This is a genomic window from Arthrobacter phoenicis (genome assembly GCF_047238215.1).
In the GTDB taxonomy this organism is placed as follows: domain Bacteria; phylum Actinomycetota; class Actinomycetes; order Actinomycetales; family Micrococcaceae; genus Arthrobacter.
In genome coordinates this window covers 1,083,246-1,099,663 of sequence record NZ_JBDFMK010000001.1, presented here as the reverse complement: position 1 = coordinate 1,099,663, position 16,418 = coordinate 1,083,246, and the positions used below count along the sequence as shown (strand labels likewise).

Annotated in this window: 30 protein-coding genes; 1 reads left to right on the top strand and 29 read right to left on the bottom strand. The window is 63.7% G+C overall.

Annotated elements, in window-relative coordinates:
- Positions 1-19: 19 nt before the first annotated feature.
- The 29 genes from ABC337_RS05040 to ABC337_RS04900 form a co-directional block, all read right to left on the bottom strand.
- A complete protein-coding gene (locus ABC337_RS05040; RefSeq protein WP_412885017.1) occupies positions 20-415 on the bottom strand; it encodes a hypothetical protein in 396 nt (131 codons plus the stop codon).
- A 50-nt stretch (positions 416-465) separates the two neighbouring features.
- Positions 466-810, bottom strand: coding sequence for a hypothetical protein (locus ABC337_RS05035; protein ID WP_412885016.1), 345 nt, complete (start codon positions 808-810; stop codon positions 466-468).
- 31 nt (positions 811-841) lie between these two features.
- Positions 842-1,012, bottom strand: a complete 171-nt coding sequence (locus ABC337_RS05030; RefSeq protein WP_412885015.1) for a hypothetical protein — start codon at positions 1,010-1,012, stop codon at positions 842-844.
- 88 nt (positions 1,013-1,100) lie between these two features.
- Positions 1,101-1,766: a hypothetical protein gene (locus tag ABC337_RS05025; RefSeq protein ID WP_412885014.1), complete on the bottom strand. Its 666-nt coding sequence runs from the start codon at positions 1,764-1,766 to the stop codon at positions 1,101-1,103.
- A 53-nt stretch (positions 1,767-1,819) separates the two neighbouring features.
- Positions 1,820-2,227, bottom strand: coding sequence for a hypothetical protein (locus ABC337_RS05020; protein ID WP_412885013.1), 408 nt, complete (start codon positions 2,225-2,227; stop codon positions 1,820-1,822).
- 635 nt (positions 2,228-2,862) lie between these two features.
- Complete coding sequence (locus ABC337_RS05015; protein ID WP_412885012.1) at positions 2,863-3,267, bottom strand: hypothetical protein; 405 nt, start codon at positions 3,265-3,267, stop codon at positions 2,863-2,865.
- Between the two features lie 5 nt (positions 3,268-3,272).
- Positions 3,273-3,572 (bottom strand): hypothetical protein, encoded by a 300-nt coding sequence (locus tag ABC337_RS05010; protein WP_412885011.1) that lies wholly within the window; start codon positions 3,570-3,572, stop codon positions 3,273-3,275.
- Between the two features lie 56 nt (positions 3,573-3,628).
- Positions 3,629-4,648 (bottom strand): major capsid protein, encoded by a 1,020-nt coding sequence (locus ABC337_RS05005; RefSeq protein WP_412885010.1) that lies wholly within the window; start codon positions 4,646-4,648, stop codon positions 3,629-3,631.
- A gap of 11 nt (positions 4,649-4,659) precedes the next feature.
- Complete coding sequence (locus ABC337_RS05000) at positions 4,660-5,031, bottom strand: head decoration protein (protein ID WP_412885009.1); 372 nt, start codon at positions 5,029-5,031, stop codon at positions 4,660-4,662.
- A 23-nt stretch (positions 5,032-5,054) separates the two neighbouring features.
- Positions 5,055-5,681, bottom strand: a complete 627-nt coding sequence (locus ABC337_RS04995) for a hypothetical protein (RefSeq protein ID WP_412885008.1) — start codon at positions 5,679-5,681, stop codon at positions 5,055-5,057.
- Between the two features lie 68 nt (positions 5,682-5,749).
- Positions 5,750-6,487, bottom strand: coding sequence for a VG15 protein (locus tag ABC337_RS04990; protein WP_412885007.1), 738 nt, complete (start codon positions 6,485-6,487; stop codon positions 5,750-5,752).
- 2 nt (positions 6,488-6,489) lie between these two features.
- Positions 6,490-8,076, bottom strand: a complete 1,587-nt coding sequence (locus ABC337_RS04985; protein ID WP_412885006.1) for a hypothetical protein — start codon at positions 8,074-8,076, stop codon at positions 6,490-6,492.
- 12 nt (positions 8,077-8,088) lie between these two features.
- Positions 8,089-9,594, bottom strand: coding sequence for a hypothetical protein (locus ABC337_RS04980; protein WP_412885005.1), 1,506 nt, complete (start codon positions 9,592-9,594; stop codon positions 8,089-8,091).
- Positions 9,595-9,610: 16 nt separating this feature from the next.
- A complete protein-coding gene (locus ABC337_RS04975; protein WP_412885004.1) occupies positions 9,611-10,009 on the bottom strand; it encodes a hypothetical protein in 399 nt (132 codons plus the stop codon).
- A 9-nt stretch (positions 10,010-10,018) separates the two neighbouring features.
- Positions 10,019-10,360 (bottom strand): hypothetical protein, encoded by a 342-nt coding sequence (locus tag ABC337_RS04970; RefSeq protein WP_412885003.1) that lies wholly within the window; start codon positions 10,358-10,360, stop codon positions 10,019-10,021.
- 9 nt (positions 10,361-10,369) lie between these two features.
- Positions 10,370-10,774 carry a bifunctional DNA primase/polymerase gene (locus ABC337_RS04965; RefSeq protein ID WP_412885002.1) on the bottom strand — a complete coding sequence of 135 codons (405 nt, stop codon included), beginning with the start codon at positions 10,772-10,774 and terminating at the stop codon, positions 10,370-10,372.
- A 435-nt stretch (positions 10,775-11,209) separates the two neighbouring features.
- The gene (locus tag ABC337_RS04960; protein ID WP_412885001.1) at positions 11,210-11,515 is read right to left on the bottom strand and encodes an HNH endonuclease; all 306 of its coding nucleotides are present in this window, start codon (positions 11,513-11,515) and stop codon (positions 11,210-11,212) included.
- On the bottom strand, positions 11,515-11,778 hold the full coding sequence (locus tag ABC337_RS04955) for a hypothetical protein (RefSeq protein ID WP_412885000.1): 264 nt from the start codon (positions 11,776-11,778) through the stop codon (positions 11,515-11,517). The genes ABC337_RS04960 and ABC337_RS04955 overlap by 1 nt, the downstream gene beginning before the upstream one ends.
- A gap of 369 nt (positions 11,779-12,147) precedes the next feature.
- A complete protein-coding gene (locus ABC337_RS04950) occupies positions 12,148-12,765 on the bottom strand; it encodes a hypothetical protein (RefSeq protein ID WP_412884999.1) in 618 nt (205 codons plus the stop codon).
- On the bottom strand, positions 12,762-12,977 hold the full coding sequence (locus tag ABC337_RS04945; RefSeq protein ID WP_412884998.1) for a hypothetical protein: 216 nt from the start codon (positions 12,975-12,977) through the stop codon (positions 12,762-12,764). Before ABC337_RS04945 ends, ABC337_RS04950 begins: the two co-directional genes overlap by 4 nt.
- Positions 12,977-13,354: a hypothetical protein gene (locus tag ABC337_RS04940; RefSeq protein ID WP_412884997.1), complete on the bottom strand. Its 378-nt coding sequence runs from the start codon at positions 13,352-13,354 to the stop codon at positions 12,977-12,979. The genes ABC337_RS04945 and ABC337_RS04940 overlap by 1 nt, the downstream gene beginning before the upstream one ends.
- On the bottom strand, positions 13,351-13,776 hold the full coding sequence (locus ABC337_RS04935) for a RusA family crossover junction endodeoxyribonuclease (protein ID WP_412884996.1): 426 nt from the start codon (positions 13,774-13,776) through the stop codon (positions 13,351-13,353). Before ABC337_RS04935 ends, ABC337_RS04940 begins: the two co-directional genes overlap by 4 nt.
- Positions 13,773-13,931, bottom strand: a complete 159-nt coding sequence (locus ABC337_RS04930; protein ID WP_412884995.1) for a hypothetical protein — start codon at positions 13,929-13,931, stop codon at positions 13,773-13,775. The genes ABC337_RS04935 and ABC337_RS04930 overlap by 4 nt, the downstream gene beginning before the upstream one ends.
- A 14-nt stretch (positions 13,932-13,945) precedes the next feature.
- The gene (locus tag ABC337_RS04925) at positions 13,946-14,257 is read right to left on the bottom strand and encodes a hypothetical protein (RefSeq protein ID WP_412884994.1); all 312 of its coding nucleotides are present in this window, start codon (positions 14,255-14,257) and stop codon (positions 13,946-13,948) included.
- A complete protein-coding gene (locus tag ABC337_RS04920) occupies positions 14,254-14,448 on the bottom strand; it encodes a hypothetical protein (RefSeq protein ID WP_412884993.1) in 195 nt (64 codons plus the stop codon). The genes ABC337_RS04925 and ABC337_RS04920 overlap by 4 nt, the downstream gene beginning before the upstream one ends.
- Positions 14,445-14,795, bottom strand: a complete 351-nt coding sequence (locus ABC337_RS04915) for a hypothetical protein (RefSeq protein WP_412884992.1) — start codon at positions 14,793-14,795, stop codon at positions 14,445-14,447. Before ABC337_RS04915 ends, ABC337_RS04920 begins: the two co-directional genes overlap by 4 nt.
- On the bottom strand, positions 14,792-15,046 hold the full coding sequence (locus ABC337_RS04910) for a hypothetical protein (RefSeq protein ID WP_412884991.1): 255 nt from the start codon (positions 15,044-15,046) through the stop codon (positions 14,792-14,794). The genes ABC337_RS04915 and ABC337_RS04910 overlap by 4 nt, the downstream gene beginning before the upstream one ends.
- Entirely contained in the window at positions 15,043-15,459 is a 417-nt protein-coding gene (locus ABC337_RS04905) for a hypothetical protein (RefSeq protein WP_412884990.1), read from the bottom strand. The genes ABC337_RS04910 and ABC337_RS04905 overlap by 4 nt, the downstream gene beginning before the upstream one ends.
- A gap of 202 nt (positions 15,460-15,661) precedes the next feature.
- A complete protein-coding gene (locus tag ABC337_RS04900; protein ID WP_412884989.1) occupies positions 15,662-16,150 on the bottom strand; it encodes a hypothetical protein in 489 nt (162 codons plus the stop codon).
- 58 nt (positions 16,151-16,208) lie between these two features.
- Between ABC337_RS04900 and ABC337_RS04895 the strand changes: the two genes are divergently transcribed.
- Positions 16,209-16,412, top strand: coding sequence for a hypothetical protein (locus tag ABC337_RS04895; RefSeq protein ID WP_412884988.1), 204 nt, complete (start codon positions 16,209-16,211; stop codon positions 16,410-16,412).
- The last annotated feature ends 6 nt before the right edge of the window (positions 16,413-16,418 follow it).

The window sequence follows — 16,418 nt, the reverse complement described above, 5'->3', positions numbered from 1 at the left end:
GCCTCCAAATGTGCAGTTATTAGATGTCGTCTGCCGTGAATCCGAACTGGCCGACGAACGCCTCAGCCCAGCTGCGTTCCGCAGATGCGATGGCGCGGTCGATCTCCGTGTACGGGGCGGGGAAGGGCGTCTCTTCGCCGGGCTTGCCGCCCGATGCCGCGATGCTGACCTGGCGCAGTCCCTTGATCGCGTGGAGAATCTCGCGCAGGATCGTGGCGGTGAGGTCGAACTCGGAAATTTTGGGGGACCACGCCTCGGCGTTGTCCTGGGTGTTCAAGCGAAGCTCGGCCAGCATGATGGCCGTTTCGGGGTCGTTCGCTATCGCCTCGTTGAGCCGGCAAGCGGTGGGCAGGTTGTCGATTAGTTCGAGCAACCCCACCCACCGCTTGGCCGCGTACCACTCCGCGAGGTCCACGCCGCACTCGTGGTGCAGGTCGTACCGGATTTGCGGGCGGTACCGCTTGATCAGCTCTTCGAGGCGGTATCTTCCCCCGGGGTGCCAACGGTCTGCTGGTAGTAGTTCATGACGCGCTCGATAAGTGCGGCGTGAACGCGGAGGGGGAGCTTCGCGGCGACGTACGCCTCGTAGTCGGCCTTGGTGAGCCACTCCTCGAGCAGCTTGAAGTCGGTGCGATCGGCGCCCTCGAACTGGTCGAAGAACGCCTTCGCCTCCACGGCCGGCATGTCGTACAGGTCGGGGAAGGTGATGCGCTTGCCCGACTTCAGGGCCAGCACGAACGGTTCCGGCTTGGCGACTTCAGCTTCGAGAGCAGCGAGGGACAGGTGAACGGTCGGCTTGTCAGCAGCCATGGTGATACCTCCGGGTGTGAGGGTTGGTGGGTTACTTGCGGGGCTTGGGGTCAGCGGGAGGCGCCGCATCGGGTGCGGCGTCGGCCTCGCGGACAGCCGCGGTCTTCGCCTTCTGCTCGGTGAAACCGTCGCGGCGAAGCTCAGCCGCCTCGGTCGGAACGGCGGTCTCGATGACCAGGCCATCCTTGATGAAACGTGGCATTGGAACTCCTAAAAAGTTGCCGGGGGTGAGTGGGTACGGTGCGCGGCGCCACACCCGGAAAACGCCGCGCACCGGGATTGAAGGGGCGTTACTGAGTCGCCGTGAAGCCGAGGACGTCCTTGTACTTCAGGGCCCCGGTACCGCCGAGGTAGTGACGGACGGGCGTGCCCGTTTCCTCGTCCACGAAGACGTCGAGGGTGAGGTCGCTCTTGACCGGGTCGGAACCGCCCCATGCTTCCTCGCCGGAGTCGGCGAGCTTCACGGAGCCGTAGCCCTTGCCCATGACCCAGTTCTCGCTGGCCGGGCCGTCATTGCCGAGGATGAGCAGCTTGTACTCTTCGCCGGAGGGCAGATCGACCTCGTCGAAGACGATTTCCCCGCTGGTCGCATCCTGGGTTACCGCGGACAGGTCCTGCCCGTACTTCAGCTCGAGGATGTGGCGACGGCCGTGCTCCAGCGGAGTGAAGGTCACCTGCCGGGCGACTTTCGTGATGTCGGAGCGGGCCGGCGTCGCGTAACCGAGCGCGTCCACGTCCTCCTTGGTGATGGACCGCGAGAACTTGTAGCCGTCCGGGGTGACGATTCCGACAGGCTTCCAGCCGAGAGCCTTGAGGTCGATGAGGCCGCCGCCGACAGCGAAGATGCTCTCCGGCAGTTCGACGTCGGACTTTCCGAGGAAAGCGACGGCCCGCTGGACCTTCCGGATTAGCTTCCGCTCGTTGGCGTCGGCCTGAATAGTTGCAAAAGTAGGCATAGCGAATAGACCCCTTCCAGGGCTCAGAGTTTTGTTGAATCCCCGAACGGGGCTTAGATCGGCCGGGTCGTGACCATGAACGTCGCGACGGCCTTGTTGAGCGTGTCCGATTGGTAGGGGACGTCCTCCGGGACGCCGTCGACCTCGATCTTGTCGATGTACCCGGACGGTGTTTCGATGTCCTCACCGCAGATGGATGACGAGATCGACTCCAGTGTGCTCACGGCTTGCTGGCCCGGCGCGTACACCTCGATGGTTCGACGGTCCACGCGGTCAACGAAGCCGGTCTTGCCGCCCGGGGCGCCGTAGATGAGCGCCAAAGGGAACGGGCCATCGAGCGCGCCGTAGTCGCCGGCCGGAAGGTGGTAGACCGCCCGGACAGTTTCACCCAAGTGCCGTGCCCCGTTGACCAGGTCGAAGAGAGCATCACGGGTGTCCGGGAAAACGAGCGCTTCGATCACTTGCCCCTGCTCTCCATGGACTCGGCAACGCGGTTTAGGATCGCGTCGCGGGTGTCTCTCCAGTCCGGTCGGGTCTCGCGGACGATCGCGCCTGCGCGCCGCTCGTTCGCCCAGCCCGCCAGGACAGTGGCCGACTGGGCGCTGTACTCGCCCCGCCCAACCGCCTCAGCGTTCCCCGCCAGCCGTTGCCCTGCGGCCAGGGTGGCTTCACCGACGGGAGCCGAGGTCCCGAACTCGCGGAGCCCTGAATCATCAGCCCGGTAATTGCGTGATCCCCGGACCCTCTGAAGCGCCATCAGGACATCACCAAGCCGATTTCCCAGCCGAGCTGCCACTCGCCGGGTCGGCCATCCACGGACCATGTCCCAGCCATACGCTTACCGGCCGGAACCCGGATCCGATCAGCGGGTAGGAAACGGAAGCCGTCATCGTGGATATCCCGGTACAAGGCCGCAGTCGAGCTCGTGACATCGGACCGGTCGACGGGATCAGCGGTGGCACGGGGTGCAATCGCACAGTCCTTGACCGGGATCTCCTGAGTAGGCAGCGGGTTGCCTTTAGCGTCTCGCCCACCACCCCGGAGAACCACGACATCCGTTCGCCAGGACTTTGGGAACCTCGAAACGATGCCCACGTCAGCCTCCCGGATGAATCGTCCACGCTTGCCGACGCGGCTTCGACTTCCCCAGCAACCTCTTGTCGGCGGCCGTTAAGTACAGGTCCCCGTCCGGGTTCCGAAGCTTCCCGCCCATCGAGAACGGGCCAGTGCCGAACTGGAATGACTCGAAACCGGCAGTTGGCTCGTCGTCGCTCACGTCCATGGCACGTTTCACCATGCGACTGACGACAAGCCTCGGAATGTCCGGATCAATGCCGCCATCCTCGACCGCCGCAGTGAGGCGCTGGTCGAGGTCCGGGTAGTTGCCCCGAACCTCGACCGACGCCTCATGGAGCTTCTGCTTGGCGACCTCGTCCGCTTCAGCGGGGAGATCCGGCCAGTGCAGCTTCAGGTCGGCCAGGGTCGCGTAATCGCTGGCCACCGGGACTACTTCCGGGGCCGGCCGCGGCGGGCCGGTGCGGGCGCAGTGAAGTTCGGCTGCTCGTCGGAGGCCTCCGACTCGGCGGCGTCATCCTCTGCGCTGCCGCCATCCTCTGTGCTGGCTTCCGCGGGATCCGCTTCGGACTCTTCCCCCTCGGCCTCGCCTTCAGGCTCAGCCCCGGGAACGAGGCAATGCTCGCCCACCCGGCTGACAGCCCAGTCCGGCAGTTCGTCACCCGGCGCCAGGACGACAAGTTCGCCGGCCTCGCCCCAGATCGACACGTGCGTTTTCAAAGTACGTGACATGCGTTCCCCTTTCGGGCCGCGTGGCGGCGGGATTTGCAACCCGCCGCCAAACACGGCTACAGGACGGTGGCGGCCAGCGTCAGGTTGGTGTTCGCCGGCACCGGCAGGGCGATGGCCGAAGCCTTGGTCCACAGGCCGACCGGGTCCTTGTCCGAGTAGGAGCCGACGACAACGCCAGGCGCCTCGGTGGCATCGATGCCGTAGTCGGAGTCCAGCGCCTCGGCCGTGACGCCCCAGAGGGTTTCGCCGAGCTTCCGGTCCGCCGGGGGCAGGAACAGCACCTTCTTGGGGTCGAGGATCGACTTTGCGGCGCCGTCGTCACCCTCCACCTGCGCTTCGTAGGTGCTGAGCGGCGGGAGGCCGAACGACTGCAGCAGGGCGTTGATCGCGTCGATCGTGACGATCTGCTGGGTCGAGCCCGCGGGAAGGGTCATCGACCGGATCGACGCGTTGCGCATCAGCGAGGACTGGACGTCCTGGCTGGTGAGTGTCGCACCCGGGCGGACACCGTTGGTGGCGACGTAGACCTTCTGCCAGGCGAGCAGGTCATCGATCGGGTTGGACCCGTCGACGTTCCACTTCGTGGCCGCGGTCTGCGTGTGGGTCGCCTTCCGGCCGAAGTCGGCCTCAAGGGTGAGGCCGTTCTCGGACAGGGTGACCTTGCCCTCGGTGAGAGCCTGGCCGCGGGCGACCTCTACGCGGGCGTGGATGCCACGCGCCAGATCGACGGCGTCGTTCAGGATCGCGTCCACGATGCCGGAGTCGAGCTTCCGCATCTTCAGCCGGTCGTACTCCGACAGGCGGCGCTTCTCCGAGATCGGGGGCAGTTCGCCGCTGATCCGGTCGATGCCCCGGCGGCCGGAGATCGGGGACTCGGTGTCCCAGGCGCGGTACTTGGCGACACGGGCGAGGCCGCCGCCGCCGACCGTTGCCCGGAAGTCGATGTCGTCGGTTTCGACGTCGGGCAGGAACGCGGACAGGCCGAACGCGTTCTGCGGCAGATCGGCGAGTGCCTCGCGGACGTATCCGGTCAGCTCCGTGGGAGTGATGTACTCACTGGAAAGAACAAGAGCCATGGTGCGCCTCCTTAGGCGAAGATGATCCGGCCGCTGGCAGAGGTCTGCCCGGCCGCGTCGACGGATACGGGCAGCTTGGCGGCGATGACTCGGCCGTGCTCAAGCAGTGCGGCGCCGACTGGCGTCGCCGGGTCAGCAGGTACGGACACCGCGGTGAAGAGGAAGCCGGCCAGCGGCTTCGTGGTTGCCCACAGGCCGTACTTGCCGTTGCCGAGCTTCTGGAGCGGCAGGCCAGACTTCAGGAAGCCGCCCGGGTAGTGGTCGGCCTTGGTGAACGTCGAAACGTCCAGGGTGATGCTCTGCGCGGCATTGGTGCCGTGCGCAGATCCGAGCCAAGACTGGTCGTCCTGACCGAAAGACGCCCGCTTGATAGCGATGTCCATGGTCCCTCCTTGGGGAAAGTTGGTTACTTTTTCTTGTTGCGGCTTGCGTACAGGTCACGGCCGGCGGCGATGGAGCCACCCGCCGCGTTGTTGTCGCCGGAGCGGTGTCCGGATCCGGGTACCGGATCCGGCTTGGGAGCTTTCCCCTCGGCCTTGGCGTACAGCTCGGAGATCTTCTTTGCCGATGCGAGGTAGGAGGCCTCGTCCGTGCCGGTAACCAGATCTTGGTATTCCGCCGGCACGGGGTGCGTAGCCAGCGCGGTCAGCCGGGCATTGGTCTTCTCCAGGTTCCGGGCTCGCTCTTCCGCCTCGGAGGCTTTCTGGTTAGCCCGCTCGATGTCGGAAAGCTTCGCGTCCTCGGCCGCCTTGATCTTGGCCTCGGCGTCCGCGGCGCGCTTCTCGGCTGCTTCCCGAGCTTCGCGCTCGGCCTTCAGAGCCTTGATGCCGCCTTCCCCGAGCTTCTCGTCGGCGGCCTTGGCTGCGGCGGCGTCGGCAACCGCTTTGGCCTCGGCCTCAGCAGCCGCCTTCGCGGCAGCCTCTTCGTCCGTCTCCATGACGGCATCGCCGAACGTTTTCCGGTGGAACGCCATCAGCGCAGTGAGCCCGCCAGGGGCGGTGATGTCGATGCCGTGGGGGAACTGCTTAGTCATGGGAAAGCTCCTTCTTGAGTGCCGCATCGCACGGCGATAAACCCTGCCCGCGTCGCACGGAAGGGAAACTAGTGGGTATGCACGCCGTCAGTGACGCGGTTAGGGAACTCGCGTCGGAATGCGGCGGCGATCTCTTTCATGTCGCCAGAGCCGGCGGAATCGCGGGCCACGGAGTACATGTCGTAGAAGTCGTCCGGGAGGTAGCCCGGCGGGTATTCGTCACCCCGCCGCAAGGGCACGGCCTGACAGTCGCAGAGGCCGTGGTACTTGGAACCATCTGCACGGTGAGAGGCGGACTTCTCGGAGAGGTAAACGGCATCCCGGGAGGCCAGGATCAGGCACCACGAACATGTCTTCGGGCCGGTAGGGACTCGGGCCCAGAGCGCACCCTCTCGGCGGGCATTCCAGACGATGGTGTCGCGGCCGTGCTGCTTCACGTACTTGTCGGTCGCCACCTTTAGAGCACCGAGCATGGCCGCCGGCTCGGGCGACCATAGCTGGCCAGCCAGATACCGGACCTTCTTCTCGATACGGTCCGTGGTGACCGAAGCAGCGGCCGGGGCTGTCACGCGAAACGATCCCGCGGCCCCCGCACGGAGCTCGTCGTACCAGTCCATGGCCAGCACCTCAGCCACCTGCCCGTACTGTGCAACCAGCACGGGCAGGAACTCCAGCAGGGCGTTGCGTACAGCCTCCGGCCTGGACAGGTCGAGCGCTGCGAAATAGGCGGCCAACTCGTCCGCGACCCGGGCCGAAAGCTCCGTGGTTACCGACCGGTACCGTTCAATCGAAGTCCGATCCACCACGGCTAAGCACCCTCACGGATCATGATTGGGTTACCCGGGATGAACTTCACCCCTGCAAGCCCGACTTGCTCGGCCGCTGAGTCGGCGTCCACGCCTGCGCGGCGGAGAGTACCCAGCGCGCCCGCCTTCGCAGCGAGCAGCTGAGCTTGTTTCAGCTGCTCATCCACAGGCCCCGCAGTGCCGTCGCTGAATACCGGAGCGTTGGACGACTTCGCAGCGGCCAGAAGGGTATCCAGGCGATTCCCTCCGGCCTGTCCTTTGCGGTAGGCGTTCATGCGTTCGATCTGGCCCTTGTCCAGGCCGTAGACCTCCATGGCCACCTCTGGATCACCGTCGGGGAACGTTTGGGTAAACTTCAAACCCGCGTCTGCCTGCGCAGCCTTCGAGGCGGTGCCCGGGTCAAGGAAATGCGCCCGAAGCCCGCGCAGTTCCTTTTCCATTGTCGGCGTCCACTCGCCGTTCCTGACCGCTAGAACGTTCCTGGCAAGGTCGATGCGGGACATCCCGATGCTCGGAAGTTCCGCCTCCACAACCGAAACAAGGTCAGACTCGTTGGCCCGGATTGCATCTGCGGAAGATGGGTTGTCGTGGATGATGCCCAGGTATCCGACTGGAATCGACGTCTCGCTGGAGACCATGAGGCCGATTGTCCGGAGCATGTCTCCATGCGGCTGCATGGTCGCCTGAGCCAGCTGCTGCAGCGTCGGCTTGACCAAATCACCGGTCTCTTCGTCGCGGGTGGCCGGCAAAGCCCAGACGCCACCGATCAGGGCATCGAGCGGGGAAATGCGCTTTCCGTTGGCGTCGGTGAAGTGCTCTTCCTCGGCGCCCAGAAGAGCGCGCTGAGGTCCCGAATAGAACTCGGCGTTCACTTCCTGCCGCAGCAAGGTCCGAACCGCCATGTCCGTGAAGCCCATCAGCGGGCGACTGATCCTCGAATATCCGAACGGGCGGTCCAAGGCGCGGCCCCAGACGTACGGGGTGCACGTGACTCGGCCGGCGATGCCAACGTAGCGTTCCGTGACAGTCCACGCCTTGCGGATGAACTGGACGCGGAGTGTTTCGCCCGGCAGGTACAGCAGCGCTTCCCAACGGCCCACAAGCTCCAGCGCCATGGTGACCCGGTTCGTGCGCGGGTCAATCTCAGCCGTAGCTTCGAGAGCCGTGCGGGCCGCGACAATGACGTCCGACTCGCCCCTGCCCGTATCGCCGGGAGTGACGAATACGAATGCAACCGAGTGCTGCAGAGAGGCTTCAATGGCCATGCGCTCCACCGCGGCGAAGTGGTTGTCACCGAAGACCTCATCAAGATCATCGAGCATTGACGACTCCCGGCCGAGAGTGAAACCGTCGGGCCGAATCCGTCGGGCCGGGACCTTCACGGCCTTGCTCGCCCACCCGATGGCGACTTGGAAGTCCTGCATGTGAGGCGGAATCGAAAACCCGATCTTGTCCAGGCGCTTCTTCGAGTCGTGGTACGACGTCCGAAGCCGGTTACGGTCAGCCTTCCGGCGGATCACCGTAAGCATCCGAGTGAATACCGAAGCCTCCGAAGCACTCAAGGGGCGAACCAGCTCCTGACCAGCCAAGCGGGCCACCTCCTAAAAAACGATTGCGCCGCGCTTCTTTTCGGCAGAGTTGGTGAAGCGTCGGGCGAACTTCTTGGCGCCGAAGAACGCACATGTGACGGCCACGATCGGGCCGAGGTCAGCATCAAGGCTGTCGCGGTTCCACTTGAACGAACCCGGACGGTTCTTCACCGTCTCCTGCACCGTGTGCCGGGCCGACTCGTCAAGATGCTCTTGGCCGAAATGCCACACCGACGGGTGTTTCTCGACCGCCTCATGCAGTAGCCCGCACGCCTGCGTGTACTCCTTGGCTTCGAGGATGAAGACCTTCATTTTCTTCTTCTTCAGCAGAGGCTCCAGGAGGTCCCGGCACGGTGAGAACGCATCGATCACGATCGGAATGCGCCTCTTGGCCCGCTCCCACAGCCACTCGACGAGGGCGGTGGTTCCGGCGTCATCGAACGGCGCCTCAGCGGCCAGCTCGAGATAGATTTCGGCGCCCTCGGTGAACTGGGAGACGCCGATTGAAACCTTCGTCCGCTCCGGGTTCATGTCAACGCCGTAAGCCGCGATCTGCCAGTCCGGATCCGGGTCATCAATGACCCGTTCGCCCCACTTCGTGAATGCCTTCTTGCCGGCATCCGTCGGCGTGGGCCACATGTTCAGCCGCTCGCGAGCGTACGACCGCGGAGAGAACTCGTTGAGCTCGTCCTGAATCGTCTCCGTCGCTATGCGGATTCCGAGCGCGGGGTTAGCTGCAGCTGCGTTGGTCAGGTCCCGGACGAACACTGCCAGCTCGGTATCCGTCATCTTGTCGACGTCGCCGCTCGCTGAGTGCTCGACCCAGGCGGCGCGCTTGTTCTTGCCCGTCACCGCGTTGTTCCGAACGCGCACGAACGGCTCGCCGCGCTCCGACAAGTCCCGCGGGGGCGTGCCCATAAAGATCGTCACCGGATCGCCACCAGGCGCGGCCGAGATGGTCGGCTTCAAAGCCTCCTGCTCGTCCTCTTCGTACTCCTGGGCCTCATCGACCACCAAGACATCGAAAGAGCTACCGCGGCCGGCGCCACCCGTGCGGGCGCCGAGCTCGATCATGCCGCCGTTGTTCAGCACGATCGCTTCCTGGCCGTTGGTCTTGCGGATCTCAACGACCATCGCGTTCAGCTCAGGAAACCGGGCATTCGGGTCATCGACCTTCTGCCCAAAGAACGACATGAGCCGCTTGAATGCCTTCCGCGCCGACGGCAGCAGGTGCGACGTGTGCAGGATCTTCAGGCCAAGGACGACCATCAGGTAAAGCTCGACAGCCTCCAGTGCGCCGTTCTTACCGTTCTGGCGAGGGACCGATATGCCCCACGTGCCGGCGCACCACTTACCCGTCGTCGTGGTCCGAAGCCAAGCCCGAACAACATTCGCCTGCCACTCATCAAGCGTCAGGCCATAGCTCTGGGCAAGATCAATCGCCGCTTCGGCGTGGTCGCAGGAATACCCACGGGGCGAAGGGGCGATGAAGAAGCGGGCATCCTGAGAACCGATCAACCCGCACCACCACCGATCAAGCCTTCTTCAAACCACGCGCCTTGATTCGATCCAGCGGGGTGACATTCGCTCCAGTCGGAACGGCAGCAGGAGCGGCTGGGGCCTTCGCAGCGGACTCGACGGGGGCAAGTTTCGAGAGGATGGTCGAGAACGCGATTGCCTGCTGGCGGGCCTCGGAAAATACGTGTTGGAACTTCACCTCGACGTTGTACTCGCCGTCTTCGCTGCCCTCCATGTGCAGACGGAACTGCATCAGGTTCAGGACGCCTTTCCCCTGGATGATGTTGTCGAGCTCATCCAGCCGGTCGGCCAGGCGCGCAGCCTCGAGCACCAGAGCATTCCGAGGGACATCGCTTCCGGACAACGCCTCCCAAACGGCGAGCCCGCGCTCACCAAGGCCAGCAGGAACGTCCACGAGCACCTCCTACAGGTAGCCGATGAACATCGGATTCTTTGAGCTGGCAAGGCAAGCCGCGATTTCGGCCGCGACATGTTCGTCTGCCAGTTCAGCCGGAACATACACTCGATCGAGCGAGAGCCCGCGGTGCCCGTGGGAGCGAACGCTTACGAATTGAACCGATCCGCCGGCGGGAGTGCGTACCGACTCTGCGCCGTTCGTCCTCCGAACCACGCAGCTTTCCGGGGCGATAGCAGCAACAGCATCAAACGCCATACGAGCGTCAGAAAGACTTGCGACGAAGAACGCCACACGGGATCCTTCCAAGGCCGCCCCCAGTGCGGTGATCGCATGCTCCTGAACGCTCAAGAGGGCCTCCTACAAGATCAGCTTGTTTCCCGTCACCGCGATGTACCGGCCGGATGTGTACCGCTCGATGTTCCTGCCGTCCCGGATCTTCCGGCCCGGCCCTTCCGGGGCCTCGATGAAGAGATGGACACCTTCTCCAGACTGCGACACTTCGGCGAAGATCACCGCCTCAGAGAAGGTCCGGATGTACTCGGCAGCCCAGTCAGCCAGGACCCCACCATCTAAGCAGTGATCCAAATCGATGCAGCCGATACCGTCACCCAGGACAAAGCCCAGACCGACACCAGCACTCGATGCTTTCGCGTCTGCGTACGAGGCCCACGTTGAAGGATCGGTCGCGCTCGCAGGCTTCCCCGCAATGGTCACCGGCCGCTTCGTGGAAGTGCGTCGCACCCACCGTGTGCGCCCCGTCATTGCCGCTGGGATAGTGCGCCGGCGGGATAGGCGCTTGCGACACCGAGCAGAGCAGGTCCGCGCCTGGGAGCGGTACAGCCTCAGCGACTCCCCGCACTCCTCGCAAACCCGATTCGACATGCTTCAATTCTATCGCAATGTCACACTTTTTCGTTGCAAACAAAGGGAAGTAGAAGCATTCGATATTGGGGCCACGCCGCCCGCGAGAGCAAAATCGACCGAGGTCAAAAAGCCCTACAAGCAGGCGGCGCGGCAGTCTCAGCGGCTCTCGAAGGCCAGCAGCGAAATGCCAGCGCCCGGCCCATGGAGCTCGGGGGGAGATATTTCGCTATGCCTGGGGAGCGAGGCGCGGGGGTGGGGGGAGGGTATCCCCGCCACCCCTTTCCCGCATGGGGTTTGGGATAAGGAAAAGCGTTATCCACCGGTTATCCACAGTCACCATTGGCGGCTGGTCTTCAGGGGTTTGGCGGCTAGGACGGTCGCGGTCTTTGGTGCTGGTCGGTTGCCTTTGGATTGGTTGCAGCGTCGGCAGCACACGCGGAGGTTTTCGAGCTTGTCTTGACCGCCGTTTGCATGGGCGTGGACGTGGTCTGGCTCTGCACTGGCCGGGGTCCTGCTGGTCTCGTAGTCGAGCTTGACCTGGCAGTAGGGACAACGGTCTATGCCTTGCGCTTGTGCGAGGTGGAGTGCGCGCTTCCGGACTTTCTTCCATTGGCTGGTGCCAGTGCGTGACGTGGCCATCAGGGATCGAGCGGGTCGTCAGGATCGTTCGTCCCGCCGCCGGCTGCGAGCCATTCGGCCTGGATCTCCGTAAGCCCAATGGATGAGTGCATTGCTCCCCGGGCTTCATGGAAGTACCCGGTGATGTTGTCGGCGAGTGGCCGGTCGAGGTTGATGAACGCTGCTGTGAGGACGTAGTCGGTGACTACCCTGCTCTCGCCACACTCGTCGGTGAGGTGGTCTTGCAACGCTTTTTCGAGGTCGGCCTTGGTCTGTTGGCTCATGCCGTTGCCTCCTGAAGTCTGCGGTTGCAGCCCCTTCTCGGATGGGGCACCCGTTCCGGCCTACTCAGTTACCGGCATCATCATCTTGACCGCGTTTCGCCCGGCTCCTACTTGTCGGTCACCGGGGTACGTATGGATCTACTTGCGAGGCCGCGGTCCGTCTGGGGTTTGCCGGCGTGCGTTCGATCGGTGGGCGAGACGGGATTCGAACCCGCATCTCTTGGCTTGTAGGCCGCGACGACTTAGCCGTTTGTCGCACTCGCCCGGCGCCGACCGGTATGGGGGTCCGGTCGGTGCCTGCTTTTGGGTAACAAAAAAGCCGCCCGGTGAGGAGCGGCTGTATTTCGAGACTTGTGGCCTCGACGGGACTCAGACTACCTGCACTTCAGTCACTTCGGCAACATGGTCTTTGGGTGTGTCGGCGGCTGCTCGGAGCCATTTGAGGTTGTCCCCGTTCCATTCGGCTCCGCACCCGTCGCATTTGGCTGTCCAGGCGGCTGGGGGCGCGATGGTTTCGGCTTCGTCGTCCCAGTAGTGGACGCTGATGCATGGTTCGCGTTCGGGTCCGTGGAAGCGTTCCGAGCAGGCTGGGCAGGGGATCGATGGGCGCCATGGTGGCCGCTTGGATTCGAGCATTTCGCGGATGTTGTTGATCCAGCCGGTGGTCACCTTTTCGAGGTAGTCCTGCCATTCTGGCGATTGGATGGACGCCCAGGAGGTGATGAGCTCGACGATGCCGCCCTGGTATTCGCGGCCGGTCATTTCGAAGTGCTCGTTGAGGGCTTCGGCTTTGAGTTCGGTTTCGATGCGGACGGCTGCGGAGTTGACGATCATCCCTGCGCCACCTGTTCCGCCACCGATTGCACCGAGGTTGGATCGGCATGCGGCCCTGAGCTCGGCGAGGAGGGGTGGCTTCTCGGTCAGGTCCCCGTCGATGAGGCTCCAGTGGGGCCGGGTTAGCTGGTGGATGTTGTCGGGCAGGGTCATGTGTAGTCCCCGATCTGTTCGATGGCTTTGGTTGCGATGCGCATCATGCCGACGGCTTGGACATGGGGGATTGGTGAGATGCCCCAGACGCAGCCGGCTCCGACGTTGTTGCCGTCCATGCGCTGGTAGGTGGCGATGATGATCGCGCCTGTCACGAATGCGTCGTCGGGGATGCTGAGGTTGACGGGTGCGCCGCCGATGTCGTGGATCATCAATCCATCACCACCCGGATTTGGCGCATGCGGGCTTCCTCGTCCGCCGGGTTCCTGTAGCTGAGAATCAACTCGATCAGATCGGCCTGATCCTGTTTGCGCTTGCCCCGGATCTGCTTCTGTTCTTCGGTCTCTTCGGCCACGCCGCACGCGGGCTTTTCTTTGACATTCCGGACCCGAGCGACATTCCAGCTGCCGTACGCCTTGATGGCCTTCTGGCAGGCCTGCGCCGAGTCCTTGGCGGCTAGCTGGATGGTGATGTCGTCAAAACCGCTGCGGTACAGCACGACGTCGAAGAGCTTGGGGCCCGTGTCTGCGTCGGCAGTGCTCTCGGGGTTCGGGGCCTTGGCGGAGTCTGCCGTTCCGCTTGTTGTCATGGTTGCTCCTTGGGGATTCTGGCGTGGTCGATGGTGATCATGACTCCGGGGTTGCCGTGGTAGGTCTTGGCGGCGGTGAAGCTGACGATTCGGGCGTCGTCGACGATCACGCCGGGGATCACAGCTTTGGTTTTCCGGTGCTTGGTGGTGCTGAGTGAATCGAAAACTGCTCGGGTGAGTTTGTCGAGGTCAGGTTTTACCGCGGGGAGTGGCCATCGTGGTCGTTGTGGCCGGCGGAGTTGGAAGACGAGGGACACGGTGATTGGCCCGTCGATTGGTGCGCCTTCGTGTTTGGCCAGGGTTGCTGCCCGGATACTGTCCCGCCATTCCTTGAGGGGTGCTTTCACTCCGACGATGCGGCCGCGGAAGACGTCGACGGATCCTTGGGGGACGGGTGCGCCTGGGACGAATACGTGGATCACTTGCGGCCACCCTGTTCCTGCGCCGTGACATTCCGAAGCATTTCGATAGTCATGATCTCGGCAGCATGTTCGCTCCACCCGGCGTTGACGTATTGGGCCTTGATCCCTGTCATGATGGAAACGAAGAGTGCGTATTCTTCGAGCTTCGCCAGCATCTCGCTACCCGTTGTCATCGTCCGCCCCACTTCCGCCGGTCACGCAGAAGGGCTGGGTCGTGTGGGAGGTTGGTCGGCGTTGCGAGTGCGTCGGCTAAGGGCTTGAAGGCTGATGCGATGGTCTCTGCGAATGACATGCCCAGCTCGGTGATTGCTTCCGCGAAGTCGGTGACGGAATCGACCAGGGGTTTCGACGCGTGGTCGAAGGTCCTGGTGTGCCGCAGCTGGTTCTCTTGGGCCCCGAACAGATCGGCGCTCGTCGGTGACGTGTAGTCACAGGCCAGGCATTCATACACCCAGCGGGCTTTGGCTTCCTTGCGGATCATCGGGTCGCCTCCGCGGGTGCTTCGGCGAGGACGAGCTCGTGCGGGCCGAACCAGAGCGGGTGCTCGTCCTGAACGCGAACACGGAACGGGTAGTGCGCGCCTGGCACGACGTCTTCGATGCTGCCGACGTCATCGAATTGACGGCACCCGCGGGCGATGACCCGGACGTGGTCGCCGATCTTGAACTTCATGGCTTCTCCTTGTGGTCGGTGTGGGTGGTGCTGAGTGGGAAGTCGTGGCCGGACTTGTGGCCGGCTGGGAGGATGCAGGGCGCGTAGATGTGCCGCCAGGTCCGCCAGATTTCGACGACGCCGTTGACGGTGCTGAATGGCTTGACGTCCACGGTTTCGGTGTCGTGGGATGGCGCAGCGCACGGCTTGGCGTCTTCGTCGAGGTACTGGGCCGGGGCATCATCGAAGACGTCGTTCGAGGCCCAGCAGAGACCGCAGTCGTGGCAGACGTACTGGTCACCGTCGTGCTCGAGGGTGGCGCCGCAGGATCCGCAGTCGATTGAGACGTTGATGGTTGGCAGGCTCATTGCTGAGCCCCACCCAGACCGATGGGCTTGCGGTAGGGGTTGTCGGCTTTGAGGATCGATGCCGATGTCGAGCCGATCTGCCAGCGTCGGTCCGCCTCGTCCACTGCTGCGTCCCAGCCAGTTGCGAGCAGCTCACGCCGGGACTCTTCGAGCCGCTCGGATGAACGCACGATCTGGTTCGCCAACCCTGCGTTGACGCGTTCGAGGTGGGCGATGCGTCCGCGCAAGTCGGTTTCGTTGGTGTCGCTCATTGCTCTCCTTTTGGAATGGAAGAAGCCGCCCCGGTTGGGACGGCTTCGTGGTCTTCGTCTTCTGGTTCGTGGTGTTTGCCGATCCGGTCGGCTGGGCGGATGCCGGCTTTGACGTCGGCGTGGCAGGAGCGGCAGCTGTAGCCCTCCTGCCCGATGTGGTCCTCGCAAGGTGGCGGCTTGGGTAGTCGGGCCCGGGCAGCTTCTGGCCAGTGCGGGCCGGGGTGGAAGATCGGGCCCGGGGTCTGGCAGGTGCGTTCCATGGCCTTGGTCGTGGCGGCGATGGTCAGGGCACCCAGGCTGACGATGTCGCGGTGCTTCTCGATGAGTGAGACCAGCGAGGCGACGGGCCAGTCCGGGCGGATCTCGTGGAGCAGGTAGGCGACGGCCCGGCTTTGCTGGTCCGTGATGGTCAATTTGGGATTTCCTTTCAAGCCAAAAAAGCACGCCCTGGTGAGTTAAGAAACAGACTTGGTTGGCACATTTAGGTGGAGGTGTGAAGGTGCAGGTGTTAGGTGCAGGTGTTACCGATGCCTTTCAAGACCCCTTCGGTAAAGCCTTTCGGGACGGCTGGCGGAACCCTTTACCGAACCCTTTCCGGAACCCTTTCGGGATGGGTTAGGAATTGTCGCCGGATACCATTTCGCGGGGGTTGATTGACCTGCTCGCCAAGGCATCCTTTAGGGCTACCCAGCTCGTCCACTCGGGGTTTTCCGCCTGCAAACGGTGCAGCTCGTGAACGACGACGCCCCGGATGCTCCTGGACGCCACGGACGCGTACGCCTTCGCCACGGCAGCGCCCATGTTCCGCTGCTTCAGGAGCCCGTCGCTCCGCATAAACGAGCGGACGAGGACCTCTTCGGTGTCCTCGTCCGCCACAATGTAGACGTTCTCGATGAGCTCCTGCGCGGCGGATTCGAGGACATCCAGGGTGAGGCCACTCGCCTTCGGGACGATGCGTTTCAGGCGCCAGTCCACGACGCCGCAGTGACTCAGGTCAGCGTGAGTGGACAGGTGGATGAAAAGCCATTGGGCCATGGGGGACAGGTCAAGGAAGTCATCATCAACCCAGATGCTCACCTTGATCTGCCCATACTGCCTAGCCATTGTGGGTCCTTTCTGGCGGGGCCGCCGTAGTGTCTGTGTCGGCTGCCATAATGGGCGGATGGGAAATTTTTCGAAGGTCTACACGCTGAGCTTTTCCGACGACGACAGCCGAGGATTCAACCTGACGCTTGGGGAGTTGAGGGAATTCGTAGAGCATGCCAAGGCTCACGGCGCGGAGGATGCTGACCCGATCTTCCCGGAGCTGGAGCGCGAGGTAGACGTCGTCGGTATGAGCATCCACATCAACCCCAACGTCCCCTAGGGACCC

Bases quoted from the DNA above. Each gene is read 5' to 3' on its own strand.
- ABC337_RS04995 (WP_412885008.1), bottom strand. From the start codon at position 5,681: ATGACTAAGCAGTTCCCCCACGGCATCGACATCACCGCCCCTGGCGGG.
- ABC337_RS04920 (WP_412884993.1), bottom strand. From the start codon at position 14,448: ATGAAGTTCAAGATCGGCGACCACGTCCGGGTCATCGCCCGCGGGTGC.
- ABC337_RS04960 (WP_412885001.1), bottom strand. From the start codon at position 11,515: ATGGCCACGTCACGCACTGGCACCAGCCAATGGAAGAAAGTCCGGAAG.
- ABC337_RS04940 (WP_412884997.1), bottom strand. From the start codon at position 13,354: ATGACAACAAGCGGAACGGCAGACTCCGCCAAGGCCCCGAACCCCGAG.
- ABC337_RS05025 (WP_412885014.1), bottom strand. From the start codon at position 1,766: ATGCCTACTTTTGCAACTATTCAGGCCGACGCCAACGAGCGGAAGCTA.
- ABC337_RS04930 (WP_412884995.1), bottom strand. From the start codon at position 13,931: ATGCTGGCGAAGCTCGAAGAATACGCACTCTTCGTTTCCATCATGACA.
- ABC337_RS04900 (WP_412884989.1), bottom strand. From the start codon at position 16,150: ATGGCTAGGCAGTATGGGCAGATCAAGGTGAGCATCTGGGTTGATGAT.
- ABC337_RS04950 (WP_412884999.1), bottom strand. From the start codon at position 12,765: ATGACCCTGCCCGACAACATCCACCAGCTAACCCGGCCCCACTGGAGC.
- ABC337_RS05010 (WP_412885011.1), bottom strand. From the start codon at position 3,572: ATGTCACGTACTTTGAAAACGCACGTGTCGATCTGGGGCGAGGCCGGC.
- ABC337_RS04915 (WP_412884992.1), bottom strand. From the start codon at position 14,795: ATGAGCCTGCCAACCATCAACGTCTCAATCGACTGCGGATCCTGCGGC.
- ABC337_RS05000 (WP_412885009.1), bottom strand. From the start codon at position 5,031: ATGGACATCGCTATCAAGCGGGCGTCTTTCGGTCAGGACGACCAGTCT.
- ABC337_RS04895 (WP_412884988.1), top strand. From the start codon at position 16,209: ATGGGAAATTTTTCGAAGGTCTACACGCTGAGCTTTTCCGACGACGAC.
- ABC337_RS05005 (WP_412885010.1), bottom strand. From the start codon at position 4,648: ATGGCTCTTGTTCTTTCCAGTGAGTACATCACTCCCACGGAGCTGACC.
- ABC337_RS05030 (WP_412885015.1), bottom strand. From the start codon at position 1,012: ATGCCACGTTTCATCAAGGATGGCCTGGTCATCGAGACCGCCGTTCCG.
- ABC337_RS04955 (WP_412885000.1), bottom strand. From the start codon at position 11,778: ATGAGCCAACAGACCAAGGCCGACCTCGAAAAAGCGTTGCAAGACCAC.
- ABC337_RS04910 (WP_412884991.1), bottom strand. From the start codon at position 15,046: ATGAGCGACACCAACGAAACCGACTTGCGCGGACGCATCGCCCACCTC.
- ABC337_RS04965 (WP_412885002.1), bottom strand. From the start codon at position 10,774: ATGACGGGGCGCACACGGTGGGTGCGACGCACTTCCACGAAGCGGCCG.
- ABC337_RS05035 (WP_412885016.1), bottom strand. From the start codon at position 810: ATGGCTGCTGACAAGCCGACCGTTCACCTGTCCCTCGCTGCTCTCGAA.
- ABC337_RS04925 (WP_412884994.1), bottom strand. From the start codon at position 14,257: ATGATCCGCAAGGAAGCCAAAGCCCGCTGGGTGTATGAATGCCTGGCC.
- ABC337_RS04945 (WP_412884998.1), bottom strand. From the start codon at position 12,977: ATGATCCACGACATCGGCGGCGCACCCGTCAACCTCAGCATCCCCGAC.